We start from the raw sequence: 19,789 nt of genomic DNA, 5'->3' as shown, positions 1-19,789 counted from the left end.
TGTAAGCGTTCTTTACTTGACGGGTGCCGCTGGAGAGGCCTCCGGAAGGTCATAACGCTCTTCGTCCCCATTCGGCTCCACGACTGCGCCGCGCCGCTGCAGGTAGGCATCGCGCGTGAAACTGTATTTGTCGAGTGCAGCCCCATCCAGTACTTCTCCGGCACGCAGCAGGTTCGCGCGCAGGTCCACCGCTCGCAGCACATAGAGGGAATTGCGGGTTGGCACATGGTCAAGCTGCAAAACCAGGTCACCTTTGGTGTCAACCGCCAGCGCAGCCGTGTCACGTACGGTAGAGGGGCCCAATATCGGCAACACCAGGTAAGGGCCGGTCGCCACACCCCAACGCCCCAAGGTCTTGCCGAAGTCTTCGCGGTGCCGCTCTATGCCCATCTCTGTGGCCCAGTCCAGCACGCCTCCCAGGCCGATCAGCGTGTTAACACTGACGCGCATGAAACTGTCAGCCGCCGCTTGCGGTTTGGCCTGGAGCACATTATTGACAAAGGACCAGACATCCGAAAGGTTGCCGAAAAAATTGTTGACACCCGTGCGCACCGGCGAAGGCACCACGCCCTGGTAGGCTTGAGCCACAGGCTTGACGATGGCTTCGTCGAGGCCATCGTTAAAGCGGGTGACGCCACGATTGAAAGGTTCAAAGGGGTCGCGCGGGTTGGGGCCGGTCGCACAGCCCTGCAGCAGTGCGAGGGCCAGCAGGCCGGCCCACAGGCCGGGCCGTTTCATCATGGTTCGTGTTTTCATTTTTTATCGTTATTCCCTGCTGGCGCTGCGGTCGTCGAGGAACTGCTGTCCGCCGCCTTGCTATACAAAAACTGGCTGATCAGGCTTTCCAGCACCACGGCCGACTGTGTCTGTTTGATCACGTCGCCCGCTGCCAGATTTTTCTCGTCAGCGCCCGCCTCCACACCGATGTATTGCTCCCCCAACAAACCGCTGGTCAGGATCTTCAGCGAACTGTCTTTGGGGAACACATAGCGGCTTTCCAAGGCCAGATTAACACTGGCTTGGTAGTATTTGTCATCAAATGTAATATTTTCAACGCGACCGACAATTACGCCCGCACTTTTGACCGGTGCACGTGGTTTTAAACCACCGATGTTGTCGAACTTCGCCACCACGGCGTAGGACTTGTCGAAATTCAGCGTCAGCAGGTTGGCCGACTTCAGCGCCAAAAACAGGATGGCAGCAGCGCCGGCCAGCACAAACAGGCCGACCCACAGGTCATTTTTCGAGCGTTGCATCTTGGTTCCTAAAATTGCACAGGGCCGCGGCATGCGCCGGGGCATCAAGGAGAGTTGATTTTCGCACTGGACGAGACAATTTCTGAGGTGACATAAATCACACGCTGAACATCAGCGCCGTGAGAACAAAGTCAAGGCCGAGCACCGCCAGCGAGGCCAGTACCACAGTGCGGGTGGTGGCCCGCGCAACGCCTTCAGGCGTCGCCTGCGCCTCGAACCCCTGAAACAGGGCGATAAAGGTGACGGTCACACCGAAGACAAAACTCTTGACAACGCCGTTGCCGACATCGCGCCAGACGTCCACACCCGACTGCGTCTGGCTCCAGAAAGCGCCCGCGTCTACACCAATCATTAGCACGCCAACCACCCAGCCGCCCAGAATGCCGACGGCACTGAAAACTGCCGCCAGCAGCGGCATCGCAATTACACCGCCCCAGAACCGCGGCGCCAGAATCCGGCGCACCGGGTCCACCGCCATCATTTCCATGGCCGACAACTGCTCACCGGCTTTCATGAGCCCGATTTCCGCCGTCAGCGCCGTGCCGGCCCGCCCGGCAAACAGCAGGGCCGTCACCACCGGACCAAGTTCGCGCACCAGGCTCAGGGCCACCAGCAAGCCCAGCGCTTCAGATGAGCCATAACGCTGCAGCGCGTAATAACTTTGCAGCCCCAACACAAAACCGACGAACAGCCCCGACACCGTGATGATGGCCAGCGAGTAGTTGCCCAGAAAGAAGATCTGGTCGCGGATCAGGCCAAAACGCGCAAACGCCGGCCCTGTCAATGCAAGCAACCGGGCCATCATGCGGGCGCCATACCCCAGTTCAACCAGCTTGCTGCGCGTGGCAAAGCCCAGGTCGGCCACCAGGGTGACGAGCAGGGAGCGGCTCATGAACGCCGTCCTTTTCCTGCCGCTGCCTGAAGGCCGAAATCGTCGGCCACGTTCGGGCCCGGGTAATGGAACTGGACCGGCCCCTCGGCCAGTGCATTGACAAACTGGTGCACCAGTGGGTCGCTGGAATGGCGAACTTCATCGGGCGTGCCCTGTGCGGCGATTCCGCCATTGGCCAGAATGATGACCTTGTCGGCGATGCGGAAAGTTTCTTCCAGGTCGTGCGACACCACGATGCTGGTGATGCCCAAGCTGTCGTTGAGCTGGCGTATCAGTTGCGCGGCCGTGCCCAGCGAGATCGGATCCAGGCCAGCAAAGGGCTCGTCGTACATGATAAGTTCCGGGTCCAGCACAATTGCGCGGGCCAGTGCCACGCGCCTGGCCATGCCGCCCGAAATCTCACTGGGCAGCAACGCCCGCGCACCTCGCAACCCGACGGCATTGAGCTTCATCAGAACAATGTCGCGAATCAGGGCTTCGTCCAGGGTTGTGTGCTCACGCAGCGGAAAAGCCACGTTGTCGAAGACGCTCAAGTCGGTGAACAAGGCGCCAAACTGGAACAGCATGCCCATGCGCCGCCGCGCGGCGTACAGCTCGGCCTGGTTCAGGCTGGAAATGTTCTGGCCGTCAAACAGGACATCGCCGCTGCCTGCTTTCTGCTGACCACCGATCAGGCGCAATACCGTGGTTTTGCCGCCGCCGGAAGCGCCCATCAGTGCCGTGACCTTGCCGCGCGGCACCGACAGCGTGACGTCGCTCAGGATCACACGATCCCCTGTTGCGCCCGGGTAGGCAAAAGTCACATGCTTGAATTCAACAAGGGAAGGCGCGCTGTCGGACATGGGGAGAAAAGAAAAGCCTGCGGAAGAAGCCGGCTTCGATTGCGATGGCTCAATGATAAAGGGTTTGCCCTGAGCCGGTACTGCGAACCAAGAGCATGTCCCTCTAAAACCACCCCATGAACATGGGGCCGGCGCGCGTGGAGCCAGCCCTGGGCGCGGGTCCGGGAAAGGTTTCTCAGTCTTTCATTTTTAGATGAAATCGGGCCTCAGCCCTTTAGATACGGGTACCAATAGCTATTATTTTTGCAGCAATCCATGTGTGCAGCGCTCCGCAACGTTCCACTGCACGCCCCCTTTGGGGCGATTTGCGAGGGTCTTGCTGCTTTCAGCGCGGCAGGTCGCTGTACCCCATCAGGAACTCATCAACGGAGCGCGCGGCTTGGCGACCCTCGCGAATCGCCCAGACCACCAGGCTCTGGCCGCGACGCATGTCGCCCGCCGCGAAAACCTTGGGCACATTGGTCGCATAACCGCCGGTGAAATCCGTCGTCGCCTTGGCGTTGCCGCGTCCATCCTTTTCGATGCCAAATGCATCGAGCACGGCCGCCACAGGAGCGACAAAACCCATGGCCAACAGAACAAGGTCGGCCTTGAGCGTCTGCTCGGAGCCCGCCACCTCCTGCATCTTGCCGTCCTTCCACTCGACGCGCACGGTTTTCAGGCCAGTGACCTTGCCCTTGTCGCCAATCAGCTCCTTGGTGGAAATGGCGAATTCCCGCTCGCAACCCTCTTCGTGGGAGGAAGAGGTGCGCAACTTGATCGGCCAGTAGGGCCAGGTCATCGGCCGGTTTTCTTCTTCGGGTGGTTGCGGCATCAGTTCAAACTGCGTCACGCTGACCGCACCATGGCGATTGCTGGTGCCGACACAGTCGGAGCCGGTATCACCACCGCCAATGACGATGACGTGTTTGCCGTCGGCGCGCAGCTGGTCCTTGACCTTGTCACCCGCATTGATCTTGTTTTGCTGCGGCAAAAACTCCATCGCGAAATGGATGCCGTCCAGATCGCGGCCAGGCACCGGCAGGTCGCGCGACTGCTCGGCGCCGCCGGTCAGCAAGACCGCGTCGAAGTCCTTTTGCAGTTGCTCGGGCGTAATGGTTTCCTTGGCCCAGTTGGTGACCTTCGAGTCCTTGCCGAGCGGGTCTTTGGCCTTGCCCACCATGACCCCGGTGCGAAAGGTCACGCCTTCGGCCTGCATTTGCTGCACCCGGCGGTCAATGTGGATTTTTTCCATCTTGAAGTCGGGGATGCCGTAACGCAGCAAGCCGCCGATGCGGTCGTTCTTCTCGAACAGGGTCACGTCATGGCCGGCTCGTGCCAGTTGCTGTGCGGCGGCCATGCCGGCCGGCCCCGAGCCCACCACCGCGACTTTTTTGCCTGTTTTGTGCTGCGGCATTTGCGGCTGGACCCAGCCTTCTGCCCAGGCCCGGTCGATGATGGCATGTTCGATGGACTTGATGCCCACCGCATCATCATTCACGTTTAGTGTGCAGGCAGCTTCGCAGGGAGCGGGGCAGATGCGCCCCGTGAACTCCGGAAAATTATTGGTGCTGTGCAGCGTGTCGATCGCGCTTTTCCAGTCGGCCCGGAACACCATGTCGTTGAAATCAGGAATGATGTTGTTGACCGGGCAGCCGCTGTTGCAAAACGGCGTACCGCAGTCCATGCAGCGCGCTGCCTGCTTGTTGGCCTGTGCGTCATCGAGTCCGATCACAAACTCTTTGTAGTTTTTCAGGCGCTCGGGCACGGGTTTGTAACCCTCCTCGACACGCTCGTATTCCATGAAACCGGTGACTTTTCCCATGTGGCTACTCCAGATGCTTCTTGTTGTTCAGGCTGCGGCGATGGCTGTTTTCGCAGAGGAGGCCTTGCCTGCCGTTTTGGCAGGTGCAGCGGCGGCCAGCTGCCTGGCAGCCATCTCGCCCAGCGCGCGCTTGTATTCCAGCGGGAACACCTTGACGAACTTGCCGCGCGCTTCTGCCCAGTTGTCCAGCAGTTCACGGGCGCGCTTGCTGCCCGTCCAGCGGTTGTGGTCTTCGAGCAGTTTTCTCAGTTGCGCTTCATCGGTCTTGCCGCCATGCCAGACAGCGTGGTCTGTGCCGGCTTCCTGCTGGGCGGCAGGTTGCACTTTTTCCAGCGATACCATGGCCGTGTTGCAGCGTTTGGCAAACTGGCCGTCTTCGTCGTAGACATAGGCCACGCCACCGCTCATGCCGGCCGCAAAGTTGCGCCCAGTCTTGCCGAGCACAGCCACCGTGCCGCCTGTCATGTACTCGCAGCCGTGGTCGCCCGTGCCTTCCACCACCGCGGTGGCGCCCGACAGGCGCACCGCAAAACGTTCACCGGCTACACCGCTGAAGAAGGCCTCGCCGGTGGTTGCACCGTACAGCACGGTATTGCCGACAATCGTGTTCTTGACCGCGTCGCCGCGGAAGTCAATGCTGGGGCGTACCACGATGCGGCCACCTGACAGGCCTTTGCCGGTGTAGTCGTTGGCGTCGCCAATCAAATACATGGTGATGCCCTTGGCCAGGAAGGCTCCAAAAGACTGGCCGCCCGTACCCTCGAGCTGGATGCGCAGTGTGTCGTCCGGCAGGCCTTCCGGATGGCGCCGTGTCAACTCACCCGACAACATGGCACCAACAGTGCGGTTGACGTTGCGTGCTATTTCGATGAACTGGACTTTCTCGCCTTTTTCGAGTGCCGCCTTTGATTTCTCGATCAGGCGCACATCCAGCGCACGCTCCAGTGCATGGTCCTGCTCCATGACATGTTTGCGCGGCACATCGGTGGGCACATGCGGCTGGTAGAACAGCCGCGAGAAATCCAGGCCATCGGCCTTCCAGTGCTCAATGCCTTTCTGGGTATCGAGCAGATCTGCGCGGCCGATCAGGTCTTCGAATTTGCGCACGCCGAGCTGGGCCATCAACTGCCGCGCTTCTTCGGCGACGAAGAAGAAGTAGTTGACGACGTGTTCCGGCTTGCCGCTGAATTTCTGCCGCAGCACCGGGTCCTGGGTGGCCACGCCCACCGGGCATGTGTTCAGGTGGCATTTGCGCATCATGATGCAGCCCTCGACCACCAGCGGTGCCGTGGCAAAACCGAACTCGTCGGCCCCCAGCAGCGCGCCGATCACGACATCGCGGCCGGTTTTCATCTGCCCATCGGCCTGCACGCGAATGCGGCCACGCAGCCGGTTCAGCACCAAGGTCTGCTGGGTTTCCGCCAGGCCGATTTCCCACGGGGAGCCGGCATGTTTGATCGACGACCAGGGCGACGCGCCTGTGCCGCCGTCATGCCCCGCAATCACAACGTGGTCGGACTTGGCTTTGGCCACACCGGCCGCAATCGTGCCAACCCCGACTTCGCTGACCAGCTTGACGCTGATGCTGGCGCGCGGATTGACGTTTTTCAAATCATGGATCAGTTGCGCCAGATCTTCAATCGAATAGATGTCATGGTGCGGCGGCGGCGAGATCAGGCCCACGCCCGGAACCGAATAACGCAGCTGGCCGATGTACTCGCTGACCTTGCCGCCAGGCAACTGGCCGCCCTCGCCCGGCTTGGCGCCCTGCGCCATCTTGATCTGGATCTGGTCAGCCGACACCAGGTATTCCGCAGTCACGCCGAAACGGCCCGAAGCCACCTGCTTGATGCGCGAACGCAGCGAATCACCGTCCTGCAAAGGCAGGTCCACCTCAACGACACTTTCGCCGATCACGCTCTTGAGCGTCTCGCCTTTTCTGATCGGGATGCCCTTGAGTTCCTGGCGATAACGGTTCGGGTCCTCGCCACCTTCACCGGTGTTGCTCTTGCCGCCGATGCGGTTCATGGCCACGGCCAGCGTGGCATGGGCTTCGGTGCTGATGGAACCCAGCGACATGGCGCCGGTGGCGAAGCGTTTGACAATCTCCTTGGCTGGCTCGACCTCGTCAATCGGAATCGCTTTCGACGGATCAATCCTGAACTCGAACAGGCCGCGCAAGGTCATATAACGGCGATTCTGGTCATTGATCAGCTGGGCATATTCCTTGTAGGTGTTCCAGTTGTTGGCACGCGTCGCATGCTGCAGCTTGGCGATCGCATCCGGCGACCACATGTGGTCTTCGCCGCGCACGCGCCAGGCATATTCGCCGCCGGCGTCGAGCATGTTGGCCAGCACCGGGTCGTTGCCGAACGCCGCCCTGTGCATGCGCAGCGCCTCCTCGGCGATTTCGAACACACCCATGCCTTCGACCTGGCTGGCCGTACCGGTGAAAAACTTGTCTATGGTGGCGCGGTTCAGGCCGATGGCCTCGAACAGCTGGGCACCGCAATAACTCATGTAGGTGGACACACCCATCTTCGACATGATCTTGGACAGGCCTTTGCCGATGGCCTTGGTGTAGTTGTAGATCACCTTGTCAGCGCTCAGGTCGCCAGGAAGGTCTCTGGCAAGTTCTGTCAGCGTTTCCATCGCCAGATACGGATGCACCGCCTCTGCACCATAACCGGCGAGCACCGCAAAATGATGGACTTCGCGCGCGGAACCGGTTTCCACCACGAGACCCGCGGTGGTGCGCAGCCCTTCCTTGACCAGGTGCTGGTGAATGGCCGACAACGCCAGCACGGCCGGAATGGCGACCTGTACCGGGCTGATGCCGCGGTCGCTGATGATCAGGATGTTTTTGCCGCTCTTGATCGCATCGACCGCCTCCGCACACAGCGAGGCGAGTTTGGCCTCTACCCCTTCGTGGCCCCAGGCCAGCGGATAGGTGATGTCCAGGGTGTAGCTCCTGAATTTGCCCTGGGTGTGCGCTTCGATGTCGCGCAGCTTCTGCATGTCAGCGACATTGAGCACCGGCTGGCTGACCTCTAGCCGCATCGGCGGGTTGACCTGGTTGATATCGAGCAGGTTCGGCTTCGGGCCGACGAAGGACACCAGCGACATCACGATCGCTTCGCGGATCGGGTCGATAGGCGGGTTGGTGACCTGTGCGAACAGCTGCTTGAAATAGTTGTACAGCGGCTTGTTCTTGTTGGAGAGAACTGCCAAGGGGCTGTCGTTGCCCATGGAGCCCGTGCCCTCTTCCCCGTTGACGGCCATGGGCGACATCAGGAACTTGATGTCTTCCTGGGTGTAGCCAAAGGCCTGCTGACGATCCAGCAAGGCGTGGGATTCGGTCATGCCCGAACTCGATGCCGAAGTAGCGCTCGCCTCGTCAGCCCCCATTTTCATGCCGTCCGTGGGCGCGGGCACTGCGGTCGCCTGCACGTCATCGAGGCGGATGCGCAGGTTTTCTATCCACTGCTTGTAGGGCTTGCTGTGGGCCAGCGTGGCCTTGATCTCTTCGTCGTCGATCATGCGACCCTGCTCCAGATCAATCAGGAACATCTTGCCGGGCTGCAGCCGCCACTTGCGCACGATCTTGTTTTCGGGAATCGGCAACACGCCGGATTCGGAGGCCATGATGACCAGGTCGTCGTCGGTCACGCAGTAACGCGAAGGCCGCAGGCCGTTGCGGTCCAGCGTGGCACCGATCTGGCGGCCATCGGTGAACACGATGGAAGCCGGCCCGTCCCAGGGCTCGAGCATGGCCGCGTGGTATTCATAAAAGGCCTTGCGGCGCTCGTCCATGGTGGTGTGCTGTTCCCAGGGTTCGGGAATCATCATCATCACCGCCTGGCTGATGGGGTAGCCTGCCATGGTCAGCAACTCAAGGCAGTTGTCGAAAGTCGCAGTGTCGGACTGGTCGGCAAAACTGATGGGGTAGAGCTTTTGCAGGTCGGCACCCAGCACCGGCGAGGACATCACGCCTTCGCGGGCTTTCATCCAGTTGTAGTTGCCCTTGACGGTGTTGATCTCGCCGTTATGCGCCACATAGCGGTAAGGGTGGGCCAGCGGCCACTCGGGGAAGGTATTGGTGGAGAAGCGCTGGTGCACGAGGCCCAGGGCGGACACGCAGCGCGGATCGGTCAGGTCCATGTAATAGGTGCCGACCTGGTCGGCCAGCAGCAGGCCCTTGTAGACCACGGTGCGGCTGGACATGCTGGGAACGTAGTATTCCTTGCTGTGTGTGAGCTTCAGGCGCTGGATGGCGGCACTGGCGGTCTTGCGGATCACATACAGCTTGCGCTCCAGGGCATCCTGCACGATCACGTCGTTGCCGCGGCCGATGAAAATCTGCCGCAGGATGGGTTCTTTCTTTCGCACCGTCGGCGACATCGGCATGTCGCGGTTCACTGGCACATCGCGCCAGCCGAGCAGGACCTGGCCTTCCGCGCGCACGGCTCGCTCCAGGGCCTGCTCACAGGCCAGGCGGGACGCATGCTCCTTGGGCAGGAACACCATGCCAACGCCGTATTCGCCTGGCGGCGGCAGATTGACGCCCTGTTTGGCCATTTCTTCACGGTAAAGCGCGTCCGGCAACTGGATCAGAATGCCGGCACCGTCGCCCATCAGCTTGTCGGCACCGACCGCACCGCGATGGTCCAGGTTTTCAAGAATTTTCAGACCCTGCTGCACGATGGCGTGGCTTTTATGCCCTTTGATGTGAGCAACAAAACCAACGCCACAGGCGTCATGCTCGTTCGCCGGGCTGTACAGGCCGTGTTGTTCAAAGTGTGTGATTTCAGCAGCCGTGGTCATGGCGCACTCCTGATCAGGGGGCGGGACAACTTGTGGCGCGCGAGCTGCGCTGAGGGCTGTCCTGCCGGGTTTTCGTAATATTTCGCGGGAAAGACAGCATAGTGCAGTGCAACAACAATGCCAAGGAGAAAAATTGGGGTCAGGTTTTAATTAAATACAGATGGACGGAAAACCAATTAAATTAGGGACATATCAAAAATTGCCGTATTAGCCCCCACGTGAATGCCTTCATCAGATACCCGTTGGCTTTCGCGGGGGGCGTCCAACCTGGGTCTTGACCAATCTGCGCTCTATGTACGGCTGGAGATTGGCTACAAAGTCAGCATCCCCCAAGGCCCATCCACCCAGCGTTGATTTCGTCAATGCGGTCTGCTGCTCGGCGGGCACTCCGGCGCGCACCATGTCCGCATAGCTTGCTTCACGGGCAAAGGGCGTGTTGCCCAACCCCCAGAACAGGGAGTGCGGCGTCACCAGCTTGTCGTTTCGCAATCCGACATAGTGGCCGTGGCTGGACCAAGGGTAATCGCGCGCATCGGGGGCCAAGCCCGCGCGCACAGGGTTGAGGTCCATGTAGGCCATACAGGCCAGCAGGCAGGTCTCAGCCTGGATCAGCGCCGAGCGATAACGGCCCTCCCACAAGGTGCCCGAGCGCCCCTGGCTGTCGTTGAAGTAGCGCACATAACGCCTACCCACTGCCTGCATCATTCGGGGCAATGAATCCGCCGCTTCCGGCGTCACCAGCAAATGAAAGTGGTTCACCATCAGCACATAAGCATGGACGGCGACGCCAGATTTTTTTGCATGCTCCTCGATCAGATCCAACAGGACCTGATAGTCGGCAGGCGCCGAAAAAATGGCTTGCCGGTTGTTGCCGCGCTGGATGATGTGGTGCGGATAACCGGGAAGGCTCAAACGGGGAAGACGTGCCATGACAAGGTGCGCTGTGGTTCAGCGCATCATATGGGAATCTGACCCCAATTAGGTGGCCTGATCAGTTTTAACGAACCACCTTGCCATCCGGCGTGATGGTGACGAGATCGACAAGGCGGACTGACTCGTATTTTTTGGCGCGAAGATTCACGCGAAAACCGCCCACATCGTAGTCAGTCATGGATTCGAAGGCTTTCTGAAGCCCGGCACGATCAGGCTTTCCACTGCTGGCCGCACTGCGTCGTACGCCTTCCGCAAAAGTGCGCGCCGCAATATACCCTTCGATGCTCTCGTAACTGGGAATCTGGTCCGTCAGGTTCAGCACGTCCAGGTATTCCTTGACGATGGGCGTTCCCGCGCTACGCGGCGAAGGCACCACCTGTGAAATGATCACGCCACCAATTTCCTTGCCCAAGGCCGTGAACAGCGGATCAATTCCAACCACCGAAAAGTTCAGGAACTGGCCGGCAAAACCGGTTTTTCGCATGGCGCGAATGAACGCAGCGGAGGTGTTGAACAGGCAGCCCTGAATGATGGCTTGAGGCTGGGCCTTGGCCAGCTGCGCCACCGCAGATTCGACTTTTTCGCTGTTCACTGGCGCAAAGGCGTTCGCTACCAGGGGCGGGAGTTTCAGATCGATCAGCGCCTGCTTGACAGCGGCAAGCCCGGCGCGCCCCATGGCATCGTCTTCCGCAAAGACAGCAATGCGATCTTGGCTCAGTGTGGCGCAATGACGCACCATTTTGTAGGCTTCGTCGGCCAATGCCGGACGAACGTGAAATGCATTGCTCAGTGCGGCCTCACGCAGCCCGTCCGACGCGGCGAAAGGTGCAAAAAACAAGGCGTTAGCCGGCTTGGCCGCAGCAAAAGCGGCGTCGCAGCTAGCTGTTCCAACAAAGCCGAACAGGGCATCCACGCCCTCGCCCATCAGTTGCCTGGCGTTCGCCGCGGCTTTTAGCGGGCTGTAGCCATCATCCAGTACTTTGACTTCTATCTGGTAGCCCGCTGCACCGTTTTTTGCATTGATCGCATCAAAGTAGAGCTTGGCTCCATTGAAATACGCCAGTCCGATCTGATCGGCTGCCCCAGTCAGGGGTACAGATTGCCCAATCACGAGTTTGCGAGCGCCCTTGCCAGCCTGCGACTGGGCCAAGGGACTGAAAGCGGTCACACCGGCTGAAATTCCGCCCATAACGAGCGCGCGTCGATTCAGTTTCATGCCATACCTTTTGAAATATCGTGCAATAAGCACAATGAATGCCCGGGCCCTTGAATGCCGGGAAATTCAGCCTATGCCGCGCCTTGTAACAAATAGCACTCCAACCTGGAGGTTAGTCAGTCGTGCTGCTAAATGAAAGGTTTGCGGATGCCAACACGTCATAAGGCTATGCACGGAGGCCCCCTCGCACGCCACTGGCGGACGTGGAATCGGCTACTGAGCGCGATCCAACAGGCCCTGGAGTTTCCAGGCCAGAAAAATGCCGACCAGGGAACATGCGCCCGTGACGGCCCAGGTCAGCTGCCAATGTCCCATCTGCGCAGCAACCCAAGCCACGAGTGGCGGTCCGCAGAACTGGCCGAAGGCAGACCACTGCTGCACCCAGCCCACCGTGGTGGGCACGGTGGCGGTACTTGGCGCCAGCCGAACCGCTAGGCTGAACAGCGTCGCCGGAATCAAGCCCCCCACCATCGAAAACGCCAGCACCGCCAGATACTGGAGCCACGAACTGGCATCCACACCAAAAGCCAGCACAGCGCTTCCGCCCATCGCAGCGAACCCTCCCACCAGCAAAACCAGCGGGGCCACTCGCCGGTGCAGCAGGACGCCGGCCACCAGGTTGCCGATGATGTTGACGGCGGCCACCAACGCCGTGAGCCAGGCCGTGGCACCAGCGGCCAGCCCGGCCTGAGCATAAATTGAAGGCAAAAATCCTACGACTGCCAGCCATTGGCCCGAATACATGGCGAAGCACACAGCGACCAGCCAGACCCCGTTTGACTGCAACGTCAACTTCACGAGGCCAGACGACTCAGAAGAGGATGCGCTTGCTCCCGGAAAAACGGACGATCCGTTCAACACTGAAACGGACCGGTCGGCAGGAACACCGCGAAAGACCAGTGCCGCCAGCAAGGCAGTCAGCGCGGACAAGGCCCACCACCAGATTCGCCAGCCCCAAGTTGGCTCAGCCTGCATCATCACCCAAGGTCCCAACAGCATGGCCAATGCGGCACCCAGTGGCATGTAGGCACCCCACGCACCCAGCGCGCGACTCAGACGCTCGGCCGGCACTATCCCCCGCAACAAGCCCGGCGCAGGCAGGACCACGCACAAAAAGCCCACCCCCTCCAATACCCGGCTAACAAGCAAGCCCGCTGCGCCCTGGGCTGCGCCGCCCAGCGCACTGGCGACGCTGAGCACCAGCAAACCGGCAAGCATGCTGCGTCGCGGCCCGTAGCGCTGGATCAACAACCCTGCAGGCAGGCCCAGCGTCATCCCTGCGAGTTGAACCAGCGCCAGCAAAAACCCGGCCTGCACCAGCGACACGCCGAGCACCTGCTGCAACGCGGGCAAGGCTGGCGGCAGCTTGCCCACATGCATCGCCGCCACCACGCCAGCGGCGATCACCAGGGCGGCGGAGTGGGCAGCCTTCAAGCGGGAAACACCACGTGGCCCTTCAGGCGCTCGTGTTCCCTGGCCGCAAACCGATCTGTCATGCCAGCAATGTAATCGGCGACAACCCGCTCGGGTTTGGTGGGGCGGTGTGCATTGGCGGGCGCGCTGCTTTCCAGCTGGTCAAACCGGTCGCTGTGCGCCTGCGGCATCTGTGCCGGATCGGCCATGTAGGCGGCAAACAGGTCACGCACGACCTGTTGAGCGGTTTGGGTGGTCTCAACCACCTGTGGGTGTCGGTATAAATTTTGTAGCAGAAACCGCTTGAGGGACGAGGACTTCAAGGCCATTTCATCACTAAAGCAGACCAACGGCGGATGCCGGCGCGCGGACTGGGCACTGTCCGGGGCCGTATTGGCCAGGGCCGCGCGCGTTGCGTCGATCACGTCGTAGACCTGCGCACTGAGCATGCGGCGTATGGTTTCGAACAGCAGGCGGCGGCCCTGCAAAGCCGGGTGTCTGGACAAGGTTTCGCGACTGTACTGGTCGAACAATTCGACTTCCTTGAGCTGCTCCATGCTGAGCAGGCCTGAACGCACGCCGTCGTCGATATCGTGGGCGTTGTAGGCAATCTCATCGGCCAGATTGGCAAGCTGAGCTTCCAGCCCGGGCTGCCGGGCGTGCGGGCCGGCGCCGGATGGCTCCAGGAAACGATGCGCAACACCACCCGGTTCGCGCGCTTCAATCCGCTGGGCGTTGCGGCGTGAGCAATGTTTGAGGATGCCTTCGCGGGTTTCAAACGACAGGTTCAGGCCGTCATAGTCAGGGTAGCGCTCCTCCAATGTGTCCACGACACGCAGGCTTTGCAGGTTGTGCTCAAAACCGGCACTGTCCGGGCTATGGCCTTTCAGACAGCTGTTCAACGCGTCCTGCCCGGCATGGCCGAAAGGCGTGTGACCCAGGTCATGGGCCAAGGCGATGGCTTCGACCAGGTCTTCGTTCAGATGCAGCGTGCGGGCAATGGAACGGCCGAGTTGTGCAACCTCGAGGGAATGGGTCAGGCGGGTGCGAAACAGGTCTCCTTCGTGGTTCAGAAACACCTGGGTCTTGTAAACCAGCCGCCGAAATGCGGTGGAATGAACGATGCGGTCGCGGTCGCGCTGGAACGCGGAACGCGTCGGCGCTGCCGGCTCCGGGTAACGGCGGCCGCGCGAAGCGTGGGGGTCGCAGGCGTAAGGCGCCAACATCGTCATGAATACAAAATCGGGTCCTAGCCCTTTAGATTCAAGCACAGTTTGCTATATTTAATATAGCAAACATTAAATGAGCAGGTCATTCGCAGCAGGCCTCAATCACTTCGCGCACCAGCGCATCCGGGGCGCTTCGCACGGCTGCCCGGCCAGGGCCGTCGATCACCACAAACCGGATCTCCCCCGCTTCCGCCTTTTTGTCCACCCGCATCAGTTCCAGATAACGCCCTGCACTGTCAGCAGCAGACAGCCGGGGGCCGATGACCGGGAGCCCGGCGCGCTGGACTAGCGTGCGCAAGCGATCAACAAAAGCCTGGTCAATGAGACCCAGTCTGTGCGACAGCTCGGCGGCCATCACCATTCCGCAACCCACACCTTCACCATGCAGCCACTGCCCATAACCGAGTCCCGACTCGATGGCATGGCCGAAGGTATGTCCAAAATTCAAGATGGCACGGAGACCGCCCTCGCGCTCGTCCTGGCTTACCACGGCGGCCTTGATTTCGCAGCTGCGCTGGATGGCGTGTGCCAGCGCCGCCGGCTCCCGCGCAAGCAATGCGTCGATGTTCGCTTCGATCCAGTCCAGAAAAACCATGTCCGCAATCGGCCCGTACTTGATGACTTCTGCCAGTCCGGCACTCAGCTCGCGGGGGGGCAGGCTCTGGAGCACGTCGAGGTCACAGATCACTCGTTCCGGCTGGTAAAACGCACCCACCATGTTCTTGCCTAAAGGGTGATTGATGGCGGTTTTTCCACCAACCGACGAGTCCACCTGCGCAAGCAAGGTCGTGGGCACCTGTACAAAAGGCACGCCACGCATGTAACACGCTGCCGCAAAGCCCGTCATGTCGCCGACCACACCTCCGCCCAACGCAAAAAGTACCGTCTTGCGATCACAGCTGTTAGCAAGCAAGGCGTCGAAGATGAGTTGCAGGGTAGGCCAGTCCTTGTGGACCTCGCCGTCGGGCAAGGCCACCTGCAGCACCCTGCTGTACTGGCCCTGCAGCGCGCGCTGCAATGACTGTGCGTAAAGAGGAGCCACGGTATCATTTGACACAATCAGCGCTGTATTTGAGGCCGGCAGATCCTGATAAATCGCCGGGTCGCCCAGCAGACCGGCGCCAATGAAGATGGGATAACTGCGCTCGCCCAGGTCAATGACAACCTGTTGTGTAGCCTGAGAGAAATGGGTGTGCATAAACTCAAGTGTAGAGGCTCTGACAGTCCAGTCGGAACTCAAGCAGTACGCGGGACTACCTCGTCTTGACGGCATGCGGCGGCGTCCCGGGAACAGCTGCCACAGCGCACGCGTATCAGGCCCGAGGGGCGGGCAAGGCTCCGGCCAGTTCAAGCTGCATCGCGATCACGTTGACCAGCGCAGCTACCGAAGGCCTTCCGGTTTCCACGACAAAGCGGGCGCTTTCGCGATACAGCGGGTCGCGCAAGGTGTACAGCTCGCGCAAACGCGTCAGCGGGTCAGCCACCTGGAGCAGCGGCCGGTTCCGGTCATGATGCAAGCGGCGAAAGACCTCTTCCGGGGCGGAATGCAGGTACACCGCCTGGGTACGCTGCTTCAGGTGTTCGCGATTGACCGGCCGCAATACCGCCCCACCGCCTGTCGACAAAACGCAGGATTCGCCCTGCGTCAGTTCATCCATGACGCTCTGTTCGAGATCACGAAAAGGCTCCTCACCCTCGCGTTCAAAAAACTCACGGATAGACAGACCCATTCGCGTTTCAATGACCTGGTCGGTATCGAAAAATGAGCGGCCCAACCGGCGCGCGAGGTGACGACCAATCGTGGATTTCCCTGAGCCCGGAAGACCGACCAAGGCCACGTAAGACGGCTTGGTCAAAGGTGTCTCCAGTCGGAAAAGACGGGGAATAGAAACAAAACCTGTTTAAGCAGCATCTCACAAAGCTCGCTGAAACAAAGCGCTTCCTGACTTTACACATCCCTGGATCTGCGAGCTAAAAATTAGCCAACTTAGGTGCACGGCTGCGCGCTACGCAGCCGTGTCGCTTCAACGCAGTGCCGCGCCGTTAGAGATCATTTTGGGCGAGATGAAAACCAGCAGCTCCGACTTGTTCGCGGAACGTGTTCTCTGTTTGAACAAATTACCTACGCCCGGAAGATCACCCAGCAATGGCACCTTGGTCACATCTTCGCGCTCATTTTGTTCAAAGATGCCGCCGATCACGACCGTACCGCCATTCTCGACCAGCACTTGAGTCTGGATGTGCTTGGTATCGATCGCGAAACCATTGGTTGTAGATCGACCCACACTGTCTTTGTTCACATCAACATTCAGGATGATGTTTCCTTCAGGCGTGATTTGGGGCGTGACTTCCAGCTTCAAATTGGCTTTGCGAAAGGCAATGGAAGTCGCTCCGCTGGAGGTCGCCTGTTGGTAAGGCAACTCGGTACCTTGCTCGATCAGGGCCTTGACCTGGTCGGCCGTCACGATACGCGGGCTGGACACAATCTTGCCTTTGCCGTCGGCCTCCATGGCTGAAATCTCAAGGTTGATGAATCTAGTCAAGCTTGATTCGAATAAGGAGATGGCGAAAGTTCCAGGTTGGAAACCGTTTTGGCCAACTCCAGGAATATTGACAAAATTACCCGCAGTCGTACCAGGTACCCCGGTAGTATATGTAGAGCCAAAAGAGGTGTTTTGATTCCCGTTTAATGTAAATGGCCGGCCGCCAAGCCGCACTCCCAAGGACTTCCCAAAGCTATCAGAAGCCTCCACAATGCGCGCTTCGATCAGGACCTGACGCACAGGAATGTCTATTTTTGCAATAAAGCCTTGAACTTGTTCGAGCTTGGAAGGAATGTCAGTAACAAACAGCTGATTCGTTCTGGCTTCGGCTATCGCGCTACCACGATTGGACAGAATCCTCGCGCTGTTCGGGCCAGTACCCCCGGCCGTGATTTGAGCACCAATATCAGCAGCTTTCGCATAGTTGATCTGGAAAGATTGCGTACGCACCGACTCCAGCGTCTGGATCGCGTTGCGCGACTCCAGATCGAGTTTATCCTTGGCTGCTAGTTCGTCCTTGGGAGCAATCAGCAACACATTGCCGGTTTTCCGCATGCCAAGACCTTTGGCCTGGAGAATGATGTCCAAGGCCTGATCCCAGGGAACATCTTTCAGGCGCAGGGTGACGGCGCCCGACACGCTGTCAGACGTCACGATGTTGAAATTGGTGAAATCGGCGATAACCTGCAGCAAGGACCGCGTTTCAATGTTCTGGAAGTTCAATGAGAGTTTTTCACCGGTGTAGCCAGGCCCTTGCGACAACTTGGACTCGTCCACCTTCTGCTGACGGACTTCCAGCACAAACTGGTTGTCGCTCTGGTAGGCACTGTGTTCCCATGCCCCTTTGGGCTCCACCACCATGCGTACCTTGTCACCCAACTGCGAGGTGGTCACGCTCTGGACCGGTGTACCGAAGTCGGATACATCCAACCGGCGGCGCAGTCCTTCAGGCAAAGCAGTCTTCAGGAATTCAACTACCAGAGTCTGCCCCTGCTGACGGATATCAACACCCACCTGGTTGTTGGCCAGATCAACCACAATCCGACCCGAAGCGTCGGTTCCCCGGCGAAAATCAATGTCTTTCAGCGGCAAGGTATCGCGGTTCCGACTCTCTGCAAAAACAGGGGTGGCGGCGGGCGAAGGCGCTGCAACGGACACTGGCTCAAGCGTGATCAGCAGGGATTTGCCCTGGATTTGTGCTGTGTAGGCCGTCGATGCCTTGAGATTAAGGACGACGCGCGTACGCTCTCCCGCCTGGACGACGTTGGCGGACCGCAGGTTACCAAGGTTCAAGTCAACTGCGGAGCGTCCCATCGAGTTACCGACACCAGGAAAATCAAGAGCAATCCGGGCCGGCGTTTGAATCGTGAATCCCGTGGGGACCGCAGTCAAAGCTTCTGTCAAGTCAATGCGGATGACCTCGGCGCCTCCCTGAACGGAGCCTGAGACCGCTTCGATGGCATTGGATGCTTGCGCCCAAACAGGCGTTGCCAGCGATGCCAACAGCAACACCGCTTGGATGGCAACGCGACCTGATATCCGCGACCATGTGCCCTGCTGCTGCAGGACGGCATGCATCGTCGATGCATTTTTGTTCATTTTGATCCCTCTTGAAGCTGTAAAGTCGCTGTCCGCTCTATCCACTCGCCTGCAGCGTCCTGCACAATTTCTCGCAGGCCAACCTCAGTCTCGGAAATTTTCGTGATGCGCCCGTAGTTCTGACCCAAATAGTTGCCTACCCGCACCTGATAAAGAAGGTTATCCACCCGCACCAGTGCCACCGGCTGCCCCACCTTGATCAAGCTGCCAACCATGGCCACCGCGTCGAGAGGCATCGCTTCCAACGGTTCCTTGCGCCGGCTGAGTTCGGGCGCAATCAGGGCGGCATTGGAGGTCGCCTGGTTGGAATCCCTGTTCAGTGCCTGCGTCAATTTCTGGCTGCTGAAAGGCTCAATGGCGCCCTCTTGGGTATAGGCCTGTGGCGAGAATTTGGTGGGCTCCGGCAACGGTTCAATCCTGGGTTTCGTCAGATTACGTTGCTCGGCCATCCATTGCTGAAGCTCCTCCTGTTCGGAAGAGCCACAGGCTGTCAGACCCAGGCACATCACCACGGCCGTCACCAGGATCAGTGCCTTTTGAATGCCAGCTCGCTTCATTTCTTTGCACCTTTCGCAGGTGCCGTTTTACGCTGCAGGGCAACTTCCTCGGGGTCCAGATAACGGAAAGTCTTGGCGGTGCTGTCCATGCTCATCATTCCATCCTTGAGCGGCGTAATCGTCATGTTGTTGAGGGTCACGATCCGCGACAGATTGGCGATATCGGCCGCAAAAGCTCCAATGTCGTGATAACGCCCCGACACCCTGACCGAGATAGGCAGCTCCGCATAGTATTCCTTGACACTGACCTGCCCAGGTCGAAACAGCTCAAACTGCAAACTGCGTCCCAAGCCCGCCTGGTTGATGTCCGACAGCAGGGCATCCATTTCAGCCTTGCTCGGCAGCTGTTTTTCCAGTTGCGTCACATACTGCTGCACTTGCTCACGCTGCTTTTTCAAAGCCTCGAGATTGATGGCTTGGGCTAATTTCTTTTTGAAGTCTTCCCGTAACTGCACTTCCTTGGCCTGTTCAGCCTTAAGCTCCTCATCGGAAGCACTGAGCCATGCAAACCAGAGTGCGGCCACCACCGCAATCGTCACAAATACATATAGAAGATATCGTGGCAATGCCGGCCAGGAAGGCGGATCATTCGGGTTGAGGCCGACAAATTGTGCCTTTAGCCCATCCTGGAGCGCGGCAAAATTTACGTTCAATTTCGGGGTAGTTGCCATAGTCGGTGCC

15 protein-coding genes are annotated in these 19,789 nt (G+C 59.5%); all 15 read right to left on the bottom strand.

Features of this window, described 5'->3' with window-relative positions; all coding sequences use genetic code 11:
* Window positions 1-12 precede the first annotated feature (12 nt).
* The 15 genes from ABI660_RS01945 to ABI660_RS01875 all read right to left on the bottom strand — a co-directional run bounded on the left by ABI660_RS01945 (window position 13) and on the right by ABI660_RS01875 (window position 19,779).
* A complete protein-coding gene (locus ABI660_RS01945; RefSeq protein WP_348064404.1) occupies window positions 13-756 on the bottom strand; it encodes a VacJ family lipoprotein in 744 nt (247 codons plus the stop codon).
* Entirely contained in the window at window positions 753-1,256 is a 504-nt protein-coding gene (mlaD, locus tag ABI660_RS01940; RefSeq protein ID WP_348064402.1) for an outer membrane lipid asymmetry maintenance protein MlaD, read from the bottom strand. Before mlaD ends, ABI660_RS01945 begins: the two co-directional genes overlap by 4 nt.
* 97 nt (window positions 1,257-1,353) lie before the next feature.
* Window positions 1,354-2,148: a lipid asymmetry maintenance ABC transporter permease subunit MlaE gene (gene mlaE / locus ABI660_RS01935; protein ID WP_348064400.1), complete on the bottom strand. Its 795-nt coding sequence runs from the start codon at window positions 2,146-2,148 to the stop codon at window positions 1,354-1,356.
* Window positions 2,145-2,990 (bottom strand): ABC transporter ATP-binding protein, encoded by an 846-nt coding sequence (locus ABI660_RS01930; protein ID WP_348064398.1) that lies wholly within the window; start codon window positions 2,988-2,990, stop codon window positions 2,145-2,147. The genes mlaE and ABI660_RS01930 overlap by 4 nt, the downstream gene beginning before the upstream one ends.
* A 325-nt stretch (window positions 2,991-3,315) precedes the next feature.
* A complete protein-coding gene (locus tag ABI660_RS01925) occupies window positions 3,316-4,794 on the bottom strand; it encodes a glutamate synthase subunit beta (RefSeq protein WP_348064396.1) in 1,479 nt (492 codons plus the stop codon).
* Between the two features lie 27 nt (window positions 4,795-4,821).
* Window positions 4,822-9,618 carry a glutamate synthase-related protein gene (locus ABI660_RS01920; RefSeq protein WP_348064394.1) on the bottom strand — a complete coding sequence of 1,599 codons (4,797 nt, stop codon included), beginning with the start codon at window positions 9,616-9,618 and terminating at the stop codon, window positions 4,822-4,824.
* A 231-nt stretch (window positions 9,619-9,849) separates the two neighbouring features.
* On the bottom strand, window positions 9,850-10,548 hold the full coding sequence (locus ABI660_RS01915; RefSeq protein ID WP_348064392.1) for a transposase: 699 nt from the start codon (window positions 10,546-10,548) through the stop codon (window positions 9,850-9,852).
* Between the two features lie 67 nt (window positions 10,549-10,615).
* Window positions 10,616-11,767: an ABC transporter substrate-binding protein gene (locus tag ABI660_RS01910; RefSeq protein ID WP_348064390.1), complete on the bottom strand. Its 1,152-nt coding sequence runs from the start codon at window positions 11,765-11,767 to the stop codon at window positions 10,616-10,618.
* A gap of 213 nt (window positions 11,768-11,980) precedes the next feature.
* Window positions 11,981-13,201 (bottom strand): MFS transporter, encoded by a 1,221-nt coding sequence (locus tag ABI660_RS01905; RefSeq protein WP_348064388.1) that lies wholly within the window; start codon window positions 13,199-13,201, stop codon window positions 11,981-11,983.
* Entirely contained in the window at window positions 13,198-14,412 is a 1,215-nt protein-coding gene (locus tag ABI660_RS01900; protein ID WP_348064386.1) for a deoxyguanosinetriphosphate triphosphohydrolase, read from the bottom strand. The genes ABI660_RS01905 and ABI660_RS01900 overlap by 4 nt, the downstream gene beginning before the upstream one ends.
* A gap of 79 nt (window positions 14,413-14,491) precedes the next feature.
* Complete coding sequence (gene aroB / locus ABI660_RS01895) at window positions 14,492-15,607, bottom strand: 3-dehydroquinate synthase (RefSeq protein WP_348064384.1); 1,116 nt, start codon at window positions 15,605-15,607, stop codon at window positions 14,492-14,494.
* Window positions 15,608-15,722: 115 nt separating this feature from the next.
* Complete coding sequence (locus tag ABI660_RS01890; RefSeq protein WP_348064382.1) at window positions 15,723-16,265, bottom strand: shikimate kinase; 543 nt, start codon at window positions 16,263-16,265, stop codon at window positions 15,723-15,725.
* A 168-nt stretch (window positions 16,266-16,433) separates the two neighbouring features.
* Window positions 16,434-18,551 (bottom strand): type IV pilus secretin PilQ, encoded by a 2,118-nt coding sequence (locus tag ABI660_RS01885; protein WP_348064380.1) that lies wholly within the window; start codon window positions 18,549-18,551, stop codon window positions 16,434-16,436.
* Window positions 18,548-19,057, bottom strand: a complete 510-nt coding sequence (locus ABI660_RS01880) for a pilus assembly protein PilP (RefSeq protein WP_348064592.1) — start codon at window positions 19,055-19,057, stop codon at window positions 18,548-18,550. The genes ABI660_RS01885 and ABI660_RS01880 overlap by 4 nt, the downstream gene beginning before the upstream one ends.
* A 47-nt stretch (window positions 19,058-19,104) precedes the next feature.
* Window positions 19,105-19,779, bottom strand: a complete 675-nt coding sequence (locus ABI660_RS01875) for a type 4a pilus biogenesis protein PilO (protein WP_348064379.1) — start codon at window positions 19,777-19,779, stop codon at window positions 19,105-19,107.
* Window positions 19,780-19,789: the final 10 nt, after the last annotated feature.

This window comes from Polaromonas sp. (genome assembly GCF_039930745.1).
Lineage (GTDB): Bacteria > Pseudomonadota > Gammaproteobacteria > Burkholderiales > Burkholderiaceae_C > Polaromonas.
Note: the sequence above shows the minus strand (reverse complement) of the source record. Positions and strands in the feature narration are given on the sequence as shown.

Coding starts and splice junctions, on each gene's coding strand:
- ABI660_RS01880 (WP_348064592.1), bottom strand. CDS start 19,057: ATGTGCCTGGGTCTGACAGCCTGTGGCTCTTCCGAACAGGAGGAGCTT.
- ABI660_RS01885 (WP_348064380.1), bottom strand. CDS start 18,551: ATGAACAAAAATGCATCGACGATGCATGCCGTCCTGCAGCAGCAGGGC.
- ABI660_RS01910 (WP_348064390.1), bottom strand. CDS start 11,767: ATGAAACTGAATCGACGCGCGCTCGTTATGGGCGGAATTTCAGCCGGT.
- ABI660_RS01930 (WP_348064398.1), bottom strand. CDS start 2,990: ATGTCCGACAGCGCGCCTTCCCTTGTTGAATTCAAGCATGTGACTTTT.
- ABI660_RS01900 (WP_348064386.1), bottom strand. CDS start 14,412: ATGACGATGTTGGCGCCTTACGCCTGCGACCCCCACGCTTCGCGCGGC.
- ABI660_RS01945 (WP_348064404.1), bottom strand. CDS start 756: ATGAAAACACGAACCATGATGAAACGGCCCGGCCTGTGGGCCGGCCTG.
- mlaE (WP_348064400.1), bottom strand. CDS start 2,148: ATGAGCCGCTCCCTGCTCGTCACCCTGGTGGCCGACCTGGGCTTTGCC.
- mlaD (WP_348064402.1), bottom strand. CDS start 1,256: ATGCAACGCTCGAAAAATGACCTGTGGGTCGGCCTGTTTGTGCTGGCC.
- ABI660_RS01925 (WP_348064396.1), bottom strand. CDS start 4,794: ATGGGAAAAGTCACCGGTTTCATGGAATACGAGCGTGTCGAGGAGGGT.
- ABI660_RS01920 (WP_348064394.1), bottom strand. CDS start 9,618: ATGACCACGGCTGCTGAAATCACACACTTTGAACAACACGGCCTGTAC.
- ABI660_RS01875 (WP_348064379.1), bottom strand. CDS start 19,779: ATGGCAACTACCCCGAAATTGAACGTAAATTTTGCCGCGCTCCAGGAT.
- aroB (WP_348064384.1), bottom strand. CDS start 15,607: ATGCACACCCATTTCTCTCAGGCTACACAACAGGTTGTCATTGACCTG.
- ABI660_RS01915 (WP_348064392.1), bottom strand. CDS start 10,548: ATGGCACGTCTTCCCCGTTTGAGCCTTCCCGGTTATCCGCACCACATC.